Source organism: Caballeronia sp. (assembly GCF_049581465.1).
Taxonomy (GTDB): Bacteria; Pseudomonadota; Gammaproteobacteria; order Burkholderiales; family Burkholderiaceae; genus Caballeronia.
Genome location: NZ_JBAUSA010000546.1, coordinates 1 through 2,309, shown reverse-complemented (window position 1 = coordinate 2,309; position 2,309 = coordinate 1). Strand labels below are relative to the sequence as shown.

Annotated in this window: 1 protein-coding gene; it reads left to right on the top strand. The window is 55.4% G+C overall.

Features of this window, described 5'->3' with window-relative positions; genetic code table 11:
• The first annotated feature begins 794 nt into the window (after positions 1-794).
• A complete protein-coding gene (locus tag WCA53_RS13490; RefSeq protein WP_423910831.1) occupies positions 795-2,144 on the top strand; it encodes a replication initiation protein in 1,350 nt (449 codons plus the stop codon).
• The last annotated feature ends 165 nt before the right edge of the window (positions 2,145-2,309 follow it).

The following is a 2,309-nucleotide window of genomic DNA, read 5'->3' as shown; positions in this document are numbered from 1 at the left end:
CATTTGGACACATTGTTATGTAACGCATTGATTTTACGGATGATTGTTTGGAAACACGTTAGTGTCACGTCAGTATAGGTGAGTGTTTTCGGGAGTTCCACGCGGCCCCGATAAAGCCAGTTTGAAGCGCTTTATCAGGCGTAAGGTGAGCTTCTACGGGATGCGATGCTCTCAGATATGGAGGCATTGCATCGGTCGAACGGCCAAAACGACGCCAAATTGTCAACAATTTGCGCTGAGGTGAGTGTTTTCGGGAGCCGATGTCCGGTTCTTCCTCAACCCATAAGCCTTCCGAATCGCGAAAGGTGAGCTTTTGCGGGACCTTGAGAATTCCACATCTACAACGGTCCAACCGCTAACTCCACGCGCTAAAAACCTGGCTTCACTCCGAAGGTGAGAACTTTCGAGATCGATTTGCGCCGGTTCGCCCGGCTATTCGCCATTTTCGACCGCATATTCGGGATATTCCCGCGTTTCACCGTCCGTGACAGCCTATTTTTTGATAATCATGGGCGACAAACAAAAACGACAGTCATTGTAAAAATATTTGCGGTGAGGGAATACGGGAACAGACGCGAGCGCTCGTGACTGGCGCGTTTTCTCCCGCAGACCGTTTACCCGCGCGGCGCGGGGGTCGATGCGATGCTCGCCAACGGTGAGTGGTGAGCCTTTTCAGGAACACACCTCAGTGAGTCGATGAGCGCGACCGGTTTCACCGCTGCACGGTGAGCCTGAGCCTGTAGACGAGCATCACCGTCATGAGTATGCTTTCCGAAAATTCCTGTGATCCCAGTATGGCGACCAAGCGCGCAAAGAAAACCGATGTGGTGAACCCGAGTTCGGCTGAGTTGCGCAAAGCTGTCGAAGCGATCGCGATCCAGCCGAAAAGCGGCAAGATTACGTTGCTGACCCGGAAGCTTTTCAACGTCCTGTTGGCTGTCGCGCAACAGGCCGACGAATCCGGCGATACCTACCGCGCGCTACTGTCAGACATTGTTGCAAACTCTGCGTTCGACTCCAATGACACGGCGCTGGTCAAAGAGCACCTGCGTCGAATGGTGTCTGTCCAGGTGGAATGGAGTACCGGCACGTCGAGTCAGAAGCCTGGCCGTAAGTGGGGTATCTCGACGTTGATCGCCGACGCGGAAATCCTTGAAGATCCAGCCACTCGCCGCGTGTGGGTCGAGTTTTCGTTTGCCCCGAAAATCAAGAAGAAGCTGCTTGATCCGGTGCAGTACGCTCGCCTGAGCCTCCAGTTCCAGAGTCAGCTTCGCAGTAGCGCGGGGCTGTCGCTCTATGAAATTTGCGTGCGCTACCTGACGAATCCGAGCCATCTCACCATGCGGGAAACGTGGGAGTGGTGGCGACCCATTCTGTCCGGCACTCCTGATACGGAAGCCGGCGACGAAGCGAAGCGCGAATACAAGTATTTCAAGCGTGACTATCTTCGACCGGCAATTGCCGAAGTGAACGCGGTCACAAATATCTTCGTGGAATTGATCGAACATCGGGAAGGTCGGCGCGTCGCTGAAATTCAGTTTCGGGTGACCGAGCGCAAGCAGCCGATGCTGGCGCTCGACGAACACCCTAACGTCTTCGACAGCACGCTCGTCGATCGCATGGTGAAGATCGGGATCCCCCTTAAAGATGCGCAAACGCTGTACGCCGACAGCGAGGAAAATCGGATCAGATCGGCATTGCAAATGACTGAGCAACGAATGCGCAGCACGACTTTGCCGCCGGTTCGAAGCGCAGGTGCGCTGTTCAAGGACGCACTCAAGAAAGGGTATGCGCCGCAGGTCGAGGCGTTACCGGCAGTTTCGGCGCCCACAAGAAGCACTGCCGCGCCGGCCGACGACCTTAAAGCGAGGCTGCTCAGCGAGTACTCCCTGTTTCGTCGGAAAGAGGCGCGCGCTCTCTACGATGAGCAGGGCGAACTGGAACGGGAACTGGCTCGTCGCACGTTCGAAGATGACGTGCTTCCCGATCTCGGTACCCACATGCGAGACGACTGGCGTAAGCGCGGTCTCGAATCCAAGCTGGCCGAGACCTCGTTTTTTGACTGGCTCGCGCGCAAGACATGGGGCGAACCGACCGATGGCGATTTACTCGCCTTCACATTGAACCAAAGCCGTGCCGCATGAGAACGATGCTCGCGCGTCGCTCTCGTGCGTTGCTTCTGTCCCGATTGTTCAGGATTCGGGATTCGCTTTAAGCATCTTTTCGATTTGAACGCGAATTTCGTCGCGTTTTTCTTTCGATAAACCGCGCAAGCGTAATTCGATACGATCGTCCCCGTAGGTCTTCAG